Genomic DNA, 15426 nt, shown 5'->3' with positions numbered 1-15426 from the left:
CGTAGGAGGTACCCGATGATCCGCAACACCGAAGTGGGCCGCGCGTGCCAGTGGGCACGCCGCGCCGATGTCGCACCCCACCTCGCCGCAGTGCTCAGTCCCGACGGGCGGGGCGCCCGCAGCCGGCTGACCGTCGAGACGGCACTCGCCGGAATGCTGCTCACCAGCTGGCACGCGCCCGCGATGACCTACGAGAACATCCACCGCGTCCTCACCCGGCAGATCAGGTTCGAGATGCAGTGGGAACTCGGCGTCCGCTACCGCGACAAGCAGGGCGTCGAGCGCACCATCACGCGCCGTCCGATCGAGAACATGGTCAACCAGATCGGCGACCGGCTCGGTTTCCTGTCCGGGTCACACCCTGTACTCGATGACGCGGATCGTGCGCAGCGGGGCGAGCTGCTGCAGTCGGTGATCGACCGGACTTCTACGCGCTGGCCCGGGTGGAGCATGTCGGTGACACGCAGCCCTACCCCCACCTGGTTAAGCGGTGCATTCTGTGGCCGGCATCGAGCGACGATCCGGAGAGCACGCTGCCGGTCATCGAGCGGATACAGACCGAGGGCTATCCGATCAAGCAGCTAATGGTCGACCGGGCCTGGTCCTACAAGCTGCCGGAACGGTGGGCCTTCCCCATCTGTGACCTGTGGATCGAGCAGGTCGTCGATCTGCACGCCAACGACCACGGCGTTCGCGACCACGAGGGGATGCGGATCGTCGCCGGATGGCCGCACTGCCCCTGCTTGCCCGACGACCTCGTCGACATCAAGCGGCCGGTGAAGCTGAAGCTGGCCGACGGCACAGTCCTGGGAGACCCGAACGAGGAGGAGTTGGAGTCGGAGACCGAGCGACGGACACGCGAGTTCGTCGCTCAGATCGAGGAACGGCGCGCCTACGCCTGCCGGCGTACCGCTGGCCCCAGCCGCAAGGGCAAGGGCAAGGACAAGGGCAAGGAACGGTACGAATGCCCGGCCACCGCCGGACAGGTGCGATGCCCGCTCAAGGAGCTGAGCATGCACCTGCCCGCCGGCCAGATCCCCACCATCGACAACCCGCCGGACCTCGACACCGCGCCGCAGATCTGCACGCAGCGCACCGTGAAGTTGCCGGGATCGGTCACGCCGAAGGTGCGGCAGCGCTACTACTGGGGCAGCGTCGAATGGATCCGGTCCTTCGCCCGCCGGACGCACATCGAGGGCGTGTTCGGGAACCTCAAAAACCGGAACACCGAGCACGTGACCCGCGGATGGCTCCAGGTTGTCGGCCATGCCCGCACCGCACTGATGGTTGCGATCGTGACCGCCGCGTACAACCTCCGCATCGCCCGCAGGTGGAACGAGGAGACCGCCGGTAGCGAGGACTCGCTGCTGCGGCCCGATCCCCAGTTCTACGGCTGGCGCGAGGTCGACGCCGAGGAGCTCGGCGAGGCCCCTGATAACGGCACAGAGGCTGCGTAGCTCCTTGCAGCACCCCCACCGACCCCTTCGGTCCCTCGCACGAGGAACCGAGGGGTCGGTCTCGTTCTGCGCCGCCGAGGCTACGAGGCCGCCGAGCAGCCCGGCCGGTCGAATGCTGGGGACTGAGGCGGCGGCACGGCTGTCGGCGCGGATCGCCCGCCACGGCCCGGAAGGGTCGCCATCGTTGGAGGTGCCGGAATGTCCGTGCTCCCCTTCCCGTCCGTCGCCGACCGCCACGAGCCGTGGCCCTCGGACCGGATCGCCACGCTGTCGGACCGGGCCATGCTGGCCCGGGCCGCCGAGGTCCTCGGGCTGCCCACCGGACGGCTGCCTCTCCCGCTGTCCTGGGGGCCCGGCCCGCAGCAGTTCGCCGTGCTCCGCGCTGCTGCGGAGCTGCTGCTGGCGCGCCTCGAGCGGATTCCCCGAGCCTGCATGCAGTGCGACAGCACCGATCAGTCGTTCGACTGTGCGCGCGAACTCGGCAGGCTCGAGGCCCGGCTGTCCAACCTGGCCCACGAGGCGCGGCTCATCTTGAGCTAGCTGAGGGACTGAGCACCGGCCGGGGCACCGCGCGGGTTGTTATCTCGCGGGGCGCGCCCAGGGGTGATGCGGACGGGGTCCGGCCCCGTCCGCGTCACCCGGCACCGACGAAGCAGGTGCCGAGGACGCCGATCGGCACGGAGAACACGATGTCTTCCAACCCACACGACCCGGGCTCGCAGAAGCCCGAACCGCTGCACGACTACCTGCGGCGGCGCCTCCTGGCCCAACGCGAACGGCTCTCGGTCGCCGCCATCGAGCACACCGCTCATGACCTGCCGGGCGGTGACCTCCTCTGGCAGGCGGTTCACGAGACAGAGAAGGCCCTACGCAAGTCCTACCCGCGCCTCTGGGAACGGCATCAGGACGAGTGGATCACCACTGACGCAGCTCGGCTCCACTCCACGGAGAATCCCGCACCCGACGTCTGTCGGATCTGTCGGGAGCGGTCGTCACCGGCCGAGGGGATGCGATCGGCGTCCTAGCTCCACTGCTGTGGCCCGCCCGAATGGGCGGGCCACAGCGCACCACAAGGGTGTGCAAGCGCGTGGACCGACCCTGTGCAAGATCACGATTCCCCTTCTGTCGAAATGCCGGTTGATCTGCGGGGATGGGGATTCTGTCGAAGGGCCGCCATGTGGTGTCGCGAGACATCCCGGACGCCCGGACCCACGGAACGTGGGTCCGGGCGTCCGTCATCTCCGGGATCGCGGCTGGACGCGTCGACCACCGGACTACGACGCGCGCTGACCGCCGCAACCGTTCCGAGGGGTGAGGGTCAGCCCGGCGAAGTCGCCCGCGTCGCGCCAGGCCCGCAGCATCTCGAAGAAGGTGTTCCCGGCGGGGAGGTAACGCCCGGCCGCCAACGTGTTCGGGTCGGCGGCATTCCCCTCGTTGTTGCCCGCGGCGGGGGTGCAGGCGTTCAGCGCCGCGATCACCTGCGGGCTCATGCTCCGGCTGCGGACGTGGTGCACGTACTCGTCCTCCGCCTCCTTCGTCGCCTCGATCACCGCACCGCGCCGCTCGGCCTCGGCGATGATGTGCGCGGCGTGCTTGGTCTGCTCCAGCGCCATGTGCGTGTAGCTGACCGAGAACGCCGTCTGGGTGAAGCCGAAGAAGAACGCGTTCGGGTAGTCGTGGGTGTGCATCCCGTGCAGCGTCCGCAGACCCGCTGACCACTTGTCCGACAGCAGCTCCCCGCTGCGGCCGATGATGCGCAGCCCGGTGCCGTAGAGGAAGCCCATGCCCAGGTCGAAGCCGGTGGCGAACACCAGGGCGTCGACCTCGTGGGCCCGGCCGTCCACCACCACGGCGTGCTCGGTGATCTCGTCCGGGCCCCGGCCGTCGGTGTCGACCAGGTGCACGTTCGGCCGGTTGAACGAGGTCAGGAACTCGTCGTGGAAGTTGGGGCGCTTGCAGCCGTAGCTGTAGTACGGCTTGAGCGCCGCCGCGACGTCGGGGTCCTCGACCACCTCGTCGACCCGGTTGCGGATCCGCTCCATGACCTCGAGATCGGCGTGCTGGAGGGGCTTCCCCGCGGCGGTGGCCGAGGCGAGGAACTGGGCGATCTCCGTCCAGCCGTCCTGCACCATGTCCGGCTCGCCGTCCGGGGCGGGGAAACCGGTGGACACCGCGGTGAAGTTCCACATGCGCCGGTACTGCCAGCCCGGCTCGAGGTCCTTGCCGAAGTCCTCGGGCGTGGGGGCGTTGTTGCGCGCCCAGGGCGCGGCCGGCGTCCGCTGGAACACGAACACCTCCTTCGCGGCCTCGGCGAGCCGCGGCACGACCTGGATGCCGGTGGCGCCGGTGCCGATGACGCCCACCCGCTTGTCGGCCAGGTTCTCCAGGTCCTCCCCGGTGAAGGCGGAGTCCCACCGGCTGGTGTGCCAACTGCGGCCCCGGAACGACTCGATGCCCTTGATCCCGGGCAGCTTCGGGTTCTGCAGGCGTCCGGGGGCGACGACGAGGTACCGGCTGCGGATGGTGTCGCCGCGGTTGGTGCTGACCACCCAGCGGGAGTCGGCGTCGTCCCAGCGGGCCTCCTGGACCTCGGTCTGGAAGACGGCGTCGCGGTACAGGTCGAAGTGCCGCGCGATCCGCCGGCAGTGCTCCAGGATCTCCGGCTGCCGGGCGTACTTCTCGGTCGGGATGTACCCGGTCTCCTCGAGCAGCGGCAGGTAGACGTGCGACTCGGTGTCGCACTGCGCGCCCGGGTAGCGGTTCCAGTACCAGGTGCCGCCCACGTCGGCGGCCTTGTCGATCATCATGATCCGCTCGAGGCCCACCTCGCGCAGCCACACGGCCATCTGCAGGTTGGCCAGGCCGGCGCCCAGCAGCACCGCGTCGACGGTGGCCTCGATCGGGTCGCGCGATCCGTCGGTCTCCGCCCACGGGTCCTCGGCGAGGCGCTCCAGGTCGCCCTCGAGGTGGACGTACTGGTCGAGCCCGTCGGCGCGCAGCCGCTTCGCCCGCTCCTCGGCGTACTTCCGCTGCGCCTCCTCGGGGGTCAACGGCGTCGCGGCCGCCGGCACCGCCGGGGTCACCGGGAGCTCCGGCCGGCGATCAGGGCCGTGTAGATCGACGCCCCGCCGTCGACGACGATGTCCTGGCCGTTGACGAACGACGAGCCGTCGCCGGCCAGCCACAGGGCGACGTCGGCCATGTCCTGGGCGGTACCGGCGCGGCGCGACGGCGTCCCCTGGACGAACCGGTCGCGGATCTCCGGGGAGGCGAGCGCGTCGCCGATCATCTCGGTCTCCACCACGCCCGGCAGGATCGCGTTGCACCGGACGCCCTGCGGCCCGTAGGTGACGGCGATCGCGCGGGTGATCGCCGTCAGCCCGCCCTTGGTCGCTGAATAGGCGTGCGCGCTGGACATGCCGACGATCGCGTGGATGGAGGCGGTGTTGATGATGGCGCCGCCACCCCGCTCGATGAGCATCGGGATGCCGTACTTGCAGGTCAGGAAGGAGCCGGTGAGGTTGATGGCGATGATGCGGTTCCAGTCCTCCAGGGTGCAGTTGACGATGTCGCTCATCCCGATGCCGAACCGCCTGGTCGCCGAGTTGCCGATCCCGGCGTTGTTGTAGAGGACGTCGAGGCCGCCCAACCCCTGGGCCGCACCCAGGATCCGCTGCACGTCGTCGGGATCGGAGACGTCACCCACGACGCCCACCGCCTGGCCCCCCGCGCCACGGATCTCCGCCACGGCCTCGTCCACCGATCCCGGGTCGAGGTCGTTGACCACGACCCGCGCGCCCTCGGCGGCGAACAACAGCGCCGCGGCGAGACCCTGGCCGCGACCCGAGCCGGTGATGACGGCGGTCTTCCCCTCGAGCTGCGCCATCGTCGCCCTCCTTCCAGCAGGGATGGGTGATCGACGTCCCCGACGTCGCGCACCACCGTCGCTGGCGAGGCGACGAGGGGGACATGTGCGCGGGGCCACTTTCCGCGGCCATCGGGTGTGCGGGCGTCCGTGTCCGGCCCGGCGTCGCGCCCTTAGCGTCGGTCGACGGAACGCGCCGGCCGAACGGCCCCGCCGACCTCTCCGCTCTCCGTGACGGCAGGAAGGTCTCATGAGGAACCCAGCGAGGACGATGCGCGGCCGGCGGACCAGATGGCTGCTCAGCGCCCTGGTGGTCACCGGATTGACGGTGACCTCCTGCGGCGGCGCCTCGAACGGCGGATCAGGGGGTGAGAGCGAGGGCGGCCGGGCCGCAGGCGTCTCGCAGGGCCTCGACACCATCGGCGCGAACTACGACCAGCGCGATCCGGATGGCACGTTCCGGTACGTCTTCGTGCAGAACCCGACGAACTTCGACCCGGCCCGGTCGTCGAACGCCTTCGACATGATCTTCCTCCGGCTGGTCTACGACCAGTTGATCCGCGAGGAGGCGGACGGCGACCTCGTTCCTCAGCTGGCCACGGAGTGGGAGTTCGTCGACGACGAGACCGCCTTCGTCATGAAACTGCGTGATGACGTCGACTTCATCGACGGCACGCACTTCGACGCCGAAGCGGTCAAGGCCAACCTCGACCGGGCGATGACCCTGCCGGAGAGCGTGCACAAGGGTGCGCTGGCGCGGGTGTCCGACGTGCAGGTGGTCGACGAGTACACCGTGCGCGTCAACCTGTCCGGTCCGGGTGGCAACCTGCCCGCGATGTTCAGCAGCAACGTCGGCTCGATGGCCAGCCCGGCGGCGTTCGACAACCCCGACCTGGACCAGAACCCGGTCGGCTCCGGGTTCGCCACGCTGACCGAGTACGTCCCCGGCCAGGTCTCCCGGTACGACCGGAACGAGGACTACTGGGATCCCGAGGCCGCCGGTGCCGCCCACTACGAGATCTACATCCAGACGACGGCCACCACCCGGCTGAACATGCTGCAGACCGGACAGGCGGAGCTGACCTACCTCGACCCCTCGCAGGCCGAGCAGACGGCCCAGCTCGGCCTGAACACCGCACCGTCGGAGAGCCTGACGGTCCTGCAGATGTACATGAACACCGGGAAGGCGCCGTTCGACGACTTCCGGGTCCGTCAGGCGCTGGAGCACGCCATCGACAGGCAGGCCATCGCCGACGGCGTGTTCTTCGGGCTGAGCACTCCGGTGGCGCAGTTCATGCCGCCGGAGTACTGGGCCCACCACGAGGACGTGCACCCGGACGACCCGCGGTGGAGCTACGACCCGGACAAGGCCCGGCAGCTGCTGGCGGAGGCCGGGTACCCCGACGGGGTCGACTTCGAGATGGTCGTGCCCAGCCTGGACGACCACCGCGCCGTGGCCGAGGCGCTCCTGCCGATGCTGGCCGAGGTGGGCCTACGGGGCACCAGCCGGGTCATCGAGGCATCGAGCGCCGGCGTCACCTTCTTCGGTCGCCAGGAGGGCAACGTGATGCCCGGCATGGCACCCCCGTTCTACGACGTGACGAGCGCCTACCAACACAACCTCCCCGGCCAGTTCTCCAACCCCTGGAACACCACCACCCCCGAGTTCCAGGAGGCCTGGCTGGGGGCACTGGAGGGCGCGACACCGGAGGACCGGCTCCCCGGCATCCACAGGATGGTCGAGGAGGAGAAGGAGATCCGGAAGAACGTCCCGATCCTGGCGCACTCCCCGCCGAGTGCCTGGACCGACGAGGCCGCCTTCCCGGAGGGCTACCGCCCCGCCTACTCCGCCGACCTGCGGTACGTGGGAGTGACCGGCTGATCGCGCGGAGGGCCCGGTGGCCGAGCCCGCCCCCGGGCCCTCGTGCGTGTGGCCGCGCACCGACGCCGAACGAGCCGCACCGCAGGACCCGTCGACGGCTGGTGTCGTCCTCCCGTCGTTCGTGGGGCGGTGGTCAGCCGATGGTCTGGACGTACCGGTCGAGGTCGACGAGCCACCGGCCGTCGTCGTCCTGGGTGAACCGCAGCTCGTGCAACTCCACCTCCGAGCTGCCGTCGTCCCGCGTGAAGCGCACCTCCGACGTCGCGGTGATCACGCCTTCGTCCTCCTCGACGTCACGCAGGCCGGCCAGTTCCACCTCCGACCACGGCGCCCAGAAGTCCCGGTAGTAGTCGCGGCCGGCGGCGTTCCGCAGGGTGGGGCCGGTCATCGCGTAGGCCGCGTCCGGGTCCTCGGGCAGGAACGCGTAGTACTCCTCCAGCGTCTGCTCGGCGACGGCCTCCGGCTCGTCGGCCGGAGCGTCCGCGGAGTCGTCGTCGGGTGCGGAGGCGGTCTCGTCGGCGGACGTCGACTCGGCGGCGGAGCTGTCGGGCGGCGCGGAACCCGGCGAGTCGTCGACCTGCGACGGGGACGGCGTGCCGCCTGCGTCGGCCGTCGTCCCGGGATCGCCGCCGCGGGTGGTGGACCAGAGGAGCCCACCGCCGGCCAGCAGGAGCACGAGCACGAGCGCCGCGACGAGCCACGGCCGGCGCCGTCGGGGCCGGGCGCTGCCCACCGACACCGGCGGCGACGGCGTCGCCGGGGGCGGGCCGCCGGCGGACGGAGGAGGCGTGGGCGGCGATGCGGCGGGCGGCGCGCCCTGCACCCCGGTGTCGCCGGCCCCGGCGGCGACGGCCGGGGCTGCGCCGGTGGCCCATTCCATGGTCCGCTGCCGGTTGGTCGAGGAACGCAGGATGGTCCGGGCGAGCAGCACCGTGGTCGGGTCACCGTCCCGGCCGGCCGCCAGCCGGGCCAGCTCGTCGCGGACCTCGGTCATCGTCGGCCGCTGGTCCGGGTCGTCGGCGAGCATCCGGGTCAGCGGCCCGGTGAGGGAGCCGGCGCGGCGCGGGGGCAGGGGGCCGCCCGCGGCCACACGGTGCAGCAACCGCAGGGCGTTGTCGTCCATGCCGAACGGGGGCTGGCCCTCCAGGCAGGTGTACAGGGTGGCGCCCAGGGAGAACACGTCGCTCTCGGGCGTCATCTCGGCGCCCTGTGCCACCTCGGGCGCGAGGAACGCCGGCGTGCCGGTGATCTGGCCGGTCTGCGTGAGCGTCACGTCCCCGGTGGCGTGGGAGATGCCGAAGTCCGTGATCTTGACCAGGCCCTCCACGTCCGGCCCCTGCCCGATGAGCACGTTGGCCGGCTTCACGTCGCGGTGCACGATGCCCGCGGCGTGCGTGGCGACCAGCGCGTCGGCGACCTGCGCCCCGATCTGCGCCACCTGGTCCACCCGCAGGACGCCGTCCTCCTGCACCACCTCCGCCAGGCTGCGCGAGGGCAGGTACTCCATGACCAGCCACGGCGCGCCGTCCTCGACCGCCACGTCGAACACGGAGATGGCGTGCGGGTGACTCAACCGGGCGGCGATCCGCCCCTCCCGCAGCGCCCGCTGGCGCTGCTGGTCGACGGCCGACGGGCCGGCACCGGCCGGCGGCAGCACCTGCTTGACCGCCACCTGGCGGCCGAGCCGCTCGTCGCGGCCGAGCCAGACCGCACCCATGCCGCCACCGCCGATGCGCGCGACCAGCCGGTAGCGTCCGGCGACCAGGTGGCCCGGTGCAGTCATCGAGGCAGCGTCCTGTCCGGCGAACCCGCCGTGCGTGCCGGTCAGACGCCGCTGGGGACGCCGAAGCGGCGGGCGTACTCCTCCTGTGCCCCGGCCGGCAGTGCGTCGTAGAGCTCGCCGAGCTCGTGGGCGGCGTCGGGGGGGAGGTCGTCGAAGAGCCGCTCCCAGGTCGGCGGCTCGTCGTAGCTGCGGGTGAGCAGCAGCTCCCACGCCCGTGTCTGCCGGTCGCGCTTGCTGCGCTCGGCGACGAACTCCGACAGGTAGCGGTCCTTCGCGGCGTCCTTCTCCTCCTTGGTCGCCGTCGGCGGCAGGCCGGAGGGGTCGGCGCCGTGGAGCACCGCGACGATGGCCTCCACGACGTCGGGACGGAGCTGTTCGGTCTCGCTCATGGGGGCGTCCTCTCGTGTTGCACGGGCGGGGTGATCCCGTTCCGGACCACCCTGCCCCACCCGACCGCCGGGAAACACCGCCCCGCGCCCGCCCGGATCCGGCCCCGGCCGGGTGCCGCGGCTGACCGGCCGGACGGCGCCCGGTATCCTGGCCCGCGCAGTTGGAGGATTCGCCTAGTGGCCTATGGCGCTCGCTTGGAAAGCGGGTTGGGGGCAACCCCTCGGGAGTTCGAATCTCCCATCCTCCGCACCCGAGGCCGGGTCCCGCACCAGCGGGGCCCGGCCTCCGTGCGTCTCAGGCCCCCGGTTCGGCGGCGACGTCCCGGGCGCCCAGCCGGCGCAGGTAGAGCCCGGCCACGGCGACGAGCACCAGCAGCCCGCCGAGCAGCGCGCCCACCGGGAGCCGCTCGCCGAGGAAGGCGGTGGCCAGCACCGTCGCCGTCACGGGCTCCAGCAGGGTGACGATCGCCGCCACCGCGCCCGGCACCGTGCGCAGGCCCCGGAAGAACAGCGCGTAGGCGGCGGCGCTGGGCACCGCCCCCAGGTACAGCAGCGTGAGCAGGGCGACCGGCTCGCCGGTCAGCCGCAGGCCGGCCGCCAGCGCCACCGGGGTGAGCAGCAGCGCCCCACCGGCAAAGCCGGCCAGCGTCACCGGGACGCCGGCCGGCACCGCCCCGCTGGCCAGGGTCACCACGGCGTAGCCGAGGGCGGAGCCGACCGCGAGCAGGGCGCCCAGCAGCACCGCCGTCCCGGCCGAGGCGCCGGCGGTGAGCCCCACCAGCAGGCCCAGCCCGGTGAGCGCGGTGCCGAGTGCCAGCAGCGTCGCCCGGTCCGGCCGGCCGTGGCCCAGCAGGGCCGCGCCCAGGGCGATCAGCAGCGGTGCCAGGCCGAGCGCGACGAGGGTGGCCACGCTCACCCCGGCCCCCGCGACGGCGGCGAAGTAGGCCAGCTGGTAGGCGGCCAGCCCGGCGGCGACCAGCGCGAGCCGCACGGCGACCGGGCGGGTGAGCGGGACGGCCGCGCCGGCGCGCCGGCGCCGGGTGAGGACGTGCGCGGCGAGCAGCACGACGGCGCCGATCGCCATGCGGTGCCAGGCGATGTCGAGGGGACCGAGGTCGGTGCGGTCGGCGACGACGCGGCCGCTCACACCGGCCGTCCCCCAGCACAGGGCGGCGAGGACGACGAAGAGGAAACCGCCGGTCGCAGGCGCGGCCGGGGAGCCGCTGGTCGCGGCGCGGGTGGGGGTGGACATGACGCTCCTGGTCGCTGGTCCGGATCGGGGAGGCGGTCCGGAGCACGGCGCAGGTGCCCGGCGCGGTGCCGGGCGGGGTCAGCCCGCGGTGCTCCGGGTCAGGAGCGGGGCGGGGGCAGGACGAGGGCGCGCCGGGGCGTCATGCCGACGAAGAGTAGTGGGGGGCTGCGACGGCGTCCCGCGAGTTGTGACCTACAGTGGGAGGCGACCCCTCGCGTGGCGTCATCCTGTGAACCTCCCCAGGGCCGGAAGGCAGCAAGGATAAGCGGGCTCTGGCGGGTGCGCGGGGGGTCCCTTCGTTGCCGGCCCGGCCGCGACGGGGTCACACCGGTGGTGCGCCGATCCGTCGCCCGTCCCACGTAACCTCGCCCCGTGGCACTGGCGCTCTACCGGAAGTACCGCCCGGCGACCTTCGCCGAGGTGGTGGGCCAGGAGCACGTGACCACCCCGCTGGTCAACGCCGTCGACGGCGGGCGGATCAACCACGCCTACCTGTTCAGCGGCCCTCGCGGGTGCGGCAAGACCTCCTCGGCGCGGATCCTCGCCCGGTCGCTGAACTGCGAGCAGGGGCCGACGTCCACGCCCTGCGGGGTGTGCGCCTCCTGTGTCGCGCTGGCCCCCGACGGCCCCGGCTCGCTCGACGTCATCGAGATCGACGCGGCCAGCCACGGTGGTGTCGACGACGCGCGCGACCTGCGCGAGCGGGCCTTCTTCGCGCCGGTGAGCAGCCGCTACAAGGTCTACATCGTCGACGAGGCGCACATGGTGACCACGCAGGGCTTCAACGCCCTGCTCAAGGTGGTCGAGGAGCCGCCGGAGTTCCTGGTCTTCGTCTTCGCCACCACCGAGCCGGACAAGGTGCTCCCCACCATCCGCTCGCGCACCCACCACTACCCGTTCCGGCTGGTGCCGCCGACGACGCTGCGCGGCCTGCTGGAGAAGACCTGTGCCGCCGAGGGCGTGCAGGTCGAGCCCACGGTGTTCCCGCTGGTGGTGCGCGCGGGGGGTGGCTCGGTGCGCGACTCGCTGTCGATCCTCGACCAGCTGCTGGCCGGGGCCGGGCCCGAGGGGGTCACCTACAAGAGCGCCGTCGGGCTGCTCGGCGTCACCGACGACGCCCTGCTCGACGAGACGATCGACGCCCTCGCCGCGCACGACGCGCCCGGCGTCTTCCGCGCGGTCGACCGGGTGGTCGAGGCCGGGCACGACCCGCGCCGCTTCGCCACCGACCTGCTCGACCGGCTGCGCGACCTGATCGTGCTCGACGCCGTCCCCGACGCCGGCGGCAGCGGGTTGCTGGACTGCCCGCCCGACCGGCTGGACCTCATGACCTCGCAGGCCCGGGCCCTGGGCTCGGCGACGCTGTCGCGGATGGCCGACACCGTCCACGAGGGCCTCACCGAGATGCGGGGGACGACGGCGCCGCGCCTGCTGCTCGAGCTGGTCTGCGCGCGCATGCTGCTGCCCGGCACCGACGACTCGGCGGTGGCCACCCTCCAGCGGCTGGAGCGCCTCGAGCGCCGGATGTCGATCGCCGGCGAGCACGCCGGGCGGGCGGGTGGGGGAGCGATCGCCGAGGCGCCCGCGGAGGTCCGTCGTCCGCCGGTGGACGACGCCCCGCCGGAGCCCGCGCCCGCGCAGCCCAGCGGGCCGCGGCGGGAGTTCGTGCGCAGGTCGCAGGTGGCCGAGGCCGCCACGGCCGCGCCCGTGGAGCGGCCCGCGGCTGCACCGCCCGCCGCCGCACCGCCCGCGGCCGCACCGCCCGCGGAGCGGTCCGCGACCCCAGCACCCGGGCCCGCCGCGACCGCGCCGGCCGCGGCCGCGGCACCGCCCCGGCCGGCGGCCGAGCCGCAGCCCGCTGCCCCGGCCCCGGCCCGCCCGGCCGCCGACGACGGCTGGCCCGCGACCACGCCGCCCGGCTCGGGCGCGTCGGCTGCGCGCCCGGCGCCGGTGTCCGACGACGGCTGGCCGGCGACGACCCCGCCCGGCTCCGGTGCTGCTCCCGCCCGCCGGCCCGCGCCGCCCGCGGCCCCGGAGCAGGCGCCCGCGCCGGCGGAGGAGCGGCGGCGTCCCCGCGTCGCCGACGGCGAGCCGGACATCCCCCTGCCGCCGGAGCCCACCGACGACGAGGACTGGCCGCACCAGCCCCGCCCCGCCGCGGCGGCCGCGGCGGCGGCCCGCCTCGAGCAGCCCCGGCCGGCCGCCGACACCGCACCCCGGGCCGCGGCGGAGTCCTCGCCGGCGCCGCGCGGGGGTGAGCCGACCCCGGTGGTCTCGGCCGAGCCGGAGCAGCCGGCCGGCGACGGCGAGCTCACCACCGCCGACGTCCGCCGGGTGTGGCCCGAGCTGCTGAAGGTCGTCCGCGGCCACAAGCGCACGACCGAGGCGCTGCTCAAGAGCGCGCAGGTGCACGACCTGGGCAACGGCACCCTGACCCTCGCCGCCACCTCGCCGGCGCTGGCCAAGATGCTCGGCGACGACCTGAACAAGGACGTCGTCCGGCAGTCGCTGCAGGAGCTGCTCGGCGTGCGCTGGAAGGTGCAGGTCGTCGTCGAGGGCGCCACGTCCCGCAGCGGCGGGCCCGCCGTCGCCCCGGAGGCCGCGCGTGAGGCGGCGCGGGCCGCGGAGGTCGCTGAGGCCCGCGAGCTGATGGCCGAGCGGGCCGCGGAGGGGGCGGGGGAGCGCGAGCCGGAGCCGGTGGTCGACCCCGAGCAGGCGGCGCTGTCGCTGCTGCGGGCCCAGCTCGGCGCCCGCCCCATCGACGACTGACGACCCCTCCAGGGCCCGCCCGCAGCGTGCGTGACGTCCCGGACGCGGGTCAGCCGCGGGCGAGGACCTCGTCGAGGCGCTCGTAGCCCTCGCGGATGCCGACCTCCATGCCGCTGGCCACCATGGCGTCCCGGTCGGCGAAGGAGTCGACCAGCGACGTCGAGGTCAGCCGGGTCCGGCCGTCGCCGAGGTCCTCGAGCACGAGCTTCTCCAGCGCGACGCCGTCGGGCATCCCCTCGAAGGTGAAGGTCTGCACGATCAGCTCGTCGGGCCGCACCTCGTGGAAGCAGCCGTGGAAGCCGTACTCCTCGCCGTCCTGCCGGTGCACGTAGCGGTAGGAGCCTCCGGTGCGGCAGTCGTAGTGGTCGATCGACATCTCCAGCCCCCGCGGTCCGAGCCACTGGACGGGCAGGTCGGGGTCGGTGTGGGCGCGGAACACCTTCGACGGCGGGGCGTCGAACTCGCGGGTGATCCGGATCAGCGGGACCTCGGTGTCGGCGGTGATCTGCGTCTCGTGCGTGGCGGTGGTCATGTCGGGTTCCCTTCCGGTGGTGTGCGGGTGGGGGTGTCGTCGTCCGGCATGGACCGGAGGACGTCGTCGAGGCGGCGGTAGCGCTCCTCGGCCTGACGGCGGTAGCGCTCGATCCACTTCGTCATGAGGTCGAAGACCTCCGCTTCCAGGTGGACCGGACGGCGCTGGGCGTCGCGGCTGCGGGTGACCAGGCCGGCGTCCTCGAGCACGCGCAGGTGCTTGGAGACGGCCTGGACGCTCACGTCGTAGGGCTCGGCGAGCTCGCCGACGGTGGCGTCGGCCACCGCGAGCCGGGCGACCATGTCGCGTCGGGTGGGATCGGCCAGGGCCGCGAAGACCCGGGAGAGCGGATCGGCGGCCATCGGGAGACCTCCCTCCTGTTCAACCAGTCGGTTGAACAAGAGGGTGGACCTCTGCTCGGAGCGTTGTCAACCCGTTGGTTGAAGAAGGTGCTCGGCCCGTCGGTACCGGCGTCGGTCGTACCCGCGGCCTACTCTCGGGGCATGTTCCCCGGTGGTCAGCCCGACATGGCACGTCTGCTCGAGCAGGCGCAGCAGATGCAGCAGCAGCTGGCTGCCGCGCAGGAGCAGCTGGCGCAGGAGACCGTGACCGGCTCGGCCGGCGGCGGTCTCGTCACCGCGACGATGACCGGGCAGGGCGAGCTGTCCGCGGTCACCATCGCCCCCGAGGCGGTCGACCCGTCCGACGTCGAGACCCTGCAGGACCTCGTCGTCGCCGCCGTGCGCGACGCCTCGCGCCAGGTCAACGAACTCACCGCCAGCCGGATGGGGCCGCTCGCCGGCGGCCTCGGCGGCGGCCTGGGGCTGCCCGGCCTCTGAGCCGCAGCATCCCCTCCGCGACTGGAGGAACACCGTGTACGAGGGGGCCGTCCAGGACCTCATCGACGAGCTCGGCCGGCTCCCCGGCGTCGGGCCGAAGAGTGCCCAGCGCATCGCCTTCCACCTGCTCGCGTCGGAGTCCGCCGACGTCGGGCGCCTGGTGGCGGCGCTGCAGCGGGTCCAGGCCGAGGTGCGCTTCTGCGTGACCTGCTACAACGTCGCCGAGGGCGAGCAGTGCCGCATCTGCCGCGACCCGCGGCGCAGTGACGACGTCATCTGCGTCGTCGAGGAGCCCAAGGACGTCGTCGCGATCGAGCGCACCCGCGAGTTCCGCGGCCGCTACCACGTGCTCGGCGGCGCGATCAGCCCGATCGAGGGTGTCGGCCCCGACGACCTGCGGGTCAAGGAGCTGATGACCCGGCTGATGAACGGCACCGTCACCGAGCTGATCATCGCCACCGACCCCAACCTCGAGGGGGAGGCGACCGCCGCCTACCTCGCCCGGCTGGTCGGGCCGATGGGCCTGGCCGTCTCCCGGCTGGCCAGCGGGCTGCCGGTGGGCGGTGACCTGGAGTACGCCGACGAGGTCACCCTCGGCCGGGCGTTCGAGGGTCGCCGCCGCATCGACGCGTGAGCAGGACCCCCGCCGTGCGCAGGC

Annotated in this window: 14 protein-coding genes, 1 tRNA gene and 1 other RNA gene; 9 read left to right on the top strand and 7 right to left on the bottom strand. The window is 73.1% G+C overall.

The window, feature by feature from the left end; all coding sequences use genetic code 11:
- The first annotated feature begins 15 nt into the window (after window positions 1-15).
- The 3 genes from ACI79E_RS06615 (at window position 16) to ACI79E_RS06605 (ending at window position 1997) form a co-directional block, all read left to right on the top strand.
- Window positions 16-585 (top strand): hypothetical protein, encoded by a 570-nt coding sequence (locus ACI79E_RS06615; protein ID WP_456931729.1) that lies wholly within the window; start codon window positions 16-18, stop codon window positions 583-585.
- Window positions 585-1457 carry a hypothetical protein gene (locus tag ACI79E_RS06610; protein ID WP_456931728.1) on the top strand — a complete coding sequence of 291 codons (873 nt, stop codon included), beginning with the start codon at window positions 585-587 and terminating at the stop codon, window positions 1455-1457. The genes ACI79E_RS06615 and ACI79E_RS06610 overlap by 1 nt, the downstream gene beginning before the upstream one ends.
- Window positions 1458-1655: 198 nt before the next feature.
- Complete coding sequence (locus tag ACI79E_RS06605; protein WP_456931727.1) at window positions 1656-1997, top strand: hypothetical protein; 342 nt, start codon at window positions 1656-1658, stop codon at window positions 1995-1997.
- 734 nt (window positions 1998-2731) lie between these two features.
- Here ACI79E_RS06605 and ACI79E_RS06600 read toward each other — a convergent pair.
- Entirely contained in the window at window positions 2732-4540 is a 1809-nt protein-coding gene (locus tag ACI79E_RS06600) for a flavin-containing monooxygenase (RefSeq protein ID WP_456931726.1), read from the bottom strand.
- Window positions 4537-5343: an SDR family NAD(P)-dependent oxidoreductase gene (locus ACI79E_RS06595; RefSeq protein ID WP_456931725.1), complete on the bottom strand. Its 807-nt coding sequence runs from the start codon at window positions 5341-5343 to the stop codon at window positions 4537-4539. The genes ACI79E_RS06600 and ACI79E_RS06595 overlap by 4 nt, the downstream gene beginning before the upstream one ends.
- Before the next feature lie 229 nt (window positions 5344-5572).
- Here ACI79E_RS06595 and ACI79E_RS06590 point away from each other — a divergent pair, with 229 nt between their 5' ends.
- Window positions 5573-7204, top strand: coding sequence for an ABC transporter substrate-binding protein (locus ACI79E_RS06590; RefSeq protein WP_456931724.1), 1632 nt, complete (start codon window positions 5573-5575; stop codon window positions 7202-7204).
- 133 nt (window positions 7205-7337) lie between these two features.
- Here the strand turns inward: ACI79E_RS06590 and ACI79E_RS06585 are convergent, their stop codons facing one another.
- Window positions 7338-8987 carry a serine/threonine-protein kinase gene (locus ACI79E_RS06585; protein ID WP_456931723.1) on the bottom strand — a complete coding sequence of 550 codons (1650 nt, stop codon included), beginning with the start codon at window positions 8985-8987 and terminating at the stop codon, window positions 7338-7340.
- Window positions 8988-9028: 41 nt separating this feature from the next.
- Window positions 9029-9376 (bottom strand): hypothetical protein, encoded by a 348-nt coding sequence (locus ACI79E_RS06580; protein WP_456931722.1) that lies wholly within the window; start codon window positions 9374-9376, stop codon window positions 9029-9031.
- A 163-nt stretch (window positions 9377-9539) separates the two neighbouring features.
- Between ACI79E_RS06580 and ACI79E_RS06575 the strand changes: the two genes are divergently transcribed.
- Window positions 9540-9624 (top strand) — tRNA-Ser (locus ACI79E_RS06575).
- A 47-nt stretch (window positions 9625-9671) separates the two neighbouring features.
- Here ACI79E_RS06575 and ACI79E_RS06570 read toward each other — a convergent pair.
- Window positions 9672-10628 (bottom strand): DMT family transporter, encoded by a 957-nt coding sequence (locus tag ACI79E_RS06570; protein ID WP_456931721.1) that lies wholly within the window; start codon window positions 10626-10628, stop codon window positions 9672-9674.
- 203 nt (window positions 10629-10831) lie between these two features.
- Between ACI79E_RS06570 and ffs the strand changes: the two genes are divergently transcribed.
- An RNA gene (gene ffs, locus ACI79E_RS06565) (signal recognition particle sRNA small type) lies at window positions 10832-10927 on the top strand.
- A 73-nt stretch (window positions 10928-11000) separates the two neighbouring features.
- Window positions 11001-13397 (top strand): DNA polymerase III subunit gamma and tau, encoded by a 2397-nt coding sequence (locus tag ACI79E_RS06560; RefSeq protein ID WP_456931720.1) that lies wholly within the window; start codon window positions 11001-11003, stop codon window positions 13395-13397.
- Between the two features lie 49 nt (window positions 13398-13446).
- Here ACI79E_RS06560 and ACI79E_RS06555 read toward each other — a convergent pair whose 3' ends face one another.
- Window positions 13447-13929 (bottom strand): SRPBCC family protein, encoded by a 483-nt coding sequence (locus ACI79E_RS06555; protein WP_456931719.1) that lies wholly within the window; start codon window positions 13927-13929, stop codon window positions 13447-13449.
- Window positions 13926-14291 carry a metalloregulator ArsR/SmtB family transcription factor gene (locus tag ACI79E_RS06550; RefSeq protein ID WP_456931718.1) on the bottom strand — a complete coding sequence of 122 codons (366 nt, stop codon included), beginning with the start codon at window positions 14289-14291 and terminating at the stop codon, window positions 13926-13928. The genes ACI79E_RS06555 and ACI79E_RS06550 overlap by 4 nt, the downstream gene beginning before the upstream one ends.
- Window positions 14292-14432: 141 nt before the next feature.
- On the opposite strand from ACI79E_RS06550, the gene ACI79E_RS06545 reads away from it, so the two are divergent.
- Together ACI79E_RS06545 and recR are read left to right on the top strand one after the other, a co-directional pair.
- On the top strand, window positions 14433-14768 hold the full coding sequence (locus ACI79E_RS06545; protein WP_419752098.1) for a YbaB/EbfC family nucleoid-associated protein: 336 nt from the start codon (window positions 14433-14435) through the stop codon (window positions 14766-14768).
- A 34-nt stretch (window positions 14769-14802) separates the two neighbouring features.
- On the top strand, window positions 14803-15402 hold the full coding sequence (gene recR, locus ACI79E_RS06540; protein WP_456848721.1) for a recombination mediator RecR: 600 nt from the start codon (window positions 14803-14805) through the stop codon (window positions 15400-15402).
- The last annotated feature ends 24 nt before the right edge of the window (window positions 15403-15426 follow it).

The sequence above is a fragment of the Geodermatophilus sp. SYSU D00079 genome (assembly GCF_054050635.1).
Note: the sequence above shows the minus strand (reverse complement) of the source record. Positions and strands in the feature narration are given on the sequence as shown.

Bases quoted from the DNA above. Each gene is read 5' to 3' on its own strand.
- ACI79E_RS06615 (WP_456931729.1), top strand. From the start codon at position 16: ATGATCCGCAACACCGAAGTGGGCCGCGCGTGCCAGTGGGCACGCCGC.
- ACI79E_RS06610 (WP_456931728.1), top strand. From the start codon at position 585: ATGGTCGACCGGGCCTGGTCCTACAAGCTGCCGGAACGGTGGGCCTTC.
- ACI79E_RS06605 (WP_456931727.1), top strand. From the start codon at position 1,656: ATGTCCGTGCTCCCCTTCCCGTCCGTCGCCGACCGCCACGAGCCGTGG.
- ACI79E_RS06595 (WP_456931725.1), bottom strand. From the start codon at position 5,343: ATGGCGCAGCTCGAGGGGAAGACCGCCGTCATCACCGGCTCGGGTCGC.
- ACI79E_RS06590 (WP_456931724.1), top strand. From the start codon at position 5,573: ATGAGGAACCCAGCGAGGACGATGCGCGGCCGGCGGACCAGATGGCTG.
- ACI79E_RS06585 (WP_456931723.1), bottom strand. From the start codon at position 8,987: ATGACTGCACCGGGCCACCTGGTCGCCGGACGCTACCGGCTGGTCGCG.
- ACI79E_RS06580 (WP_456931722.1), bottom strand. From the start codon at position 9,376: ATGAGCGAGACCGAACAGCTCCGTCCCGACGTCGTGGAGGCCATCGTC.
- ACI79E_RS06570 (WP_456931721.1), bottom strand. From the start codon at position 10,628: ATGTCCACCCCCACCCGCGCCGCGACCAGCGGCTCCCCGGCCGCGCCT.
- ACI79E_RS06555 (WP_456931719.1), bottom strand. From the start codon at position 13,929: ATGACCACCGCCACGCACGAGACGCAGATCACCGCCGACACCGAGGTC.
- ACI79E_RS06550 (WP_456931718.1), bottom strand. From the start codon at position 14,291: ATGGCCGCCGATCCGCTCTCCCGGGTCTTCGCGGCCCTGGCCGATCCC.
- ACI79E_RS06545 (WP_419752098.1), top strand. From the start codon at position 14,433: ATGTTCCCCGGTGGTCAGCCCGACATGGCACGTCTGCTCGAGCAGGCG.